Raw genomic sequence first — 1,107 nt, forward strand, 5'->3', positions numbered from 1 at the left:
AGGATAACTGATCGCTGGTTCGGTCACAGGCCAGGACGTATTGGGTCAGGTCATTGGAGCCGATGCTGAAAAAGTGTACCAGCGGAGCCAGAATATCAGCGATGACGGCGGCGGCGGGTGTCTCTATCATAATGCCTGTTTCCACGTCCGTTGCGTGGGGGATTCCATCTTTTCGCAAGGCATCCTTTACCTCTTCTATGGCCTCCCGGGCCTTGATCACTTCTTCAACGGTTGCCACCATTGGAAACATGATCTTTACATTGCGTCCGACTCCGGCGCGCAGAATAGCCCGCAATTGGGTTTGAAAAAGGTCGGGACGACGCAGGGTCAGGCGAATGGCCCGGACTCCCAGAAACGGATTGGTTTCCGAGGGAAGGTCTAGGTATGGCAGAGGTTTATCGCCGCCGATATCCAGTGTGCGGATAATCAGGGGGCGATCTTCCATCACATCGGCGATAGCCCGGTAGGCGACGTATTGTTCCTCTTCATCGGGCATAGTCGCCCGATCCACAAAGAGAAACTCGGTGCGCAGGAGGCCTACACCTTCAGCTCCCAGGGATAGAGCCTCGCGGGCAGAGGCGATATCCCCGATATTGGCGAAAACTTCTACCCGGTATCCGTCTTTCGTCACGGCCATCTCCTGACTCCGGCGGATGGCCTCTGCAACCTGCACCGCCCTCTGGGCCTGCCGCTCCTGGTAGATGGCGATGGTCTCTGCAGAAGGATGAATCACTAACCGGCCCGTATCACCATCCAGTGCTACCAGTGTGCCGTCGGGGACGTCCAGAACGGATTCCTCCATCCCTACAACCGCCGGGATATTCCACATCCGCGCCAGGATCGCGACGTGCGAAGTAACTCCCCCACCCACCGTACAGATTCCCTTCACGATCTCCCGATTAAGTCGCGCGGTATCCGAGGGGGTCAAGTCTCGGGCGACCACAATCACGGGTTCGGAAATGGCCCGTAAAGAGGTCTCCTCAGGGAGACCAAGAAGAATTCGGAGGGTGCGCTGTGCAATGTCCCGGACATCGGCGGAGCGCTGCCGGGCAATTTCAGTCCCTTCATGCTCAAAGCGGGCAACCCATTCCTGAAAGACTTCGTCGG

The 1,107-nt window shown here is 57.6% G+C and carries 1 protein-coding gene; it reads right to left on the bottom strand.

Annotation, left to right across the window (positions count from 1 at the left end; all coding sequences use genetic code 11):
* Positions 1-1,107: phosphoenolpyruvate--protein phosphotransferase (gene ptsP, locus ABJK56_RS06595; RefSeq protein WP_347243871.1), on the bottom strand; the 1,107-nt coding region annotated here is incomplete at both ends.

Origin of the sequence: Thermogutta sp. (assembly GCF_039793925.1) — a bacterium.
GTDB lineage: Bacteria > Planctomycetota > Planctomycetia > Pirellulales > Thermoguttaceae > Thermogutta.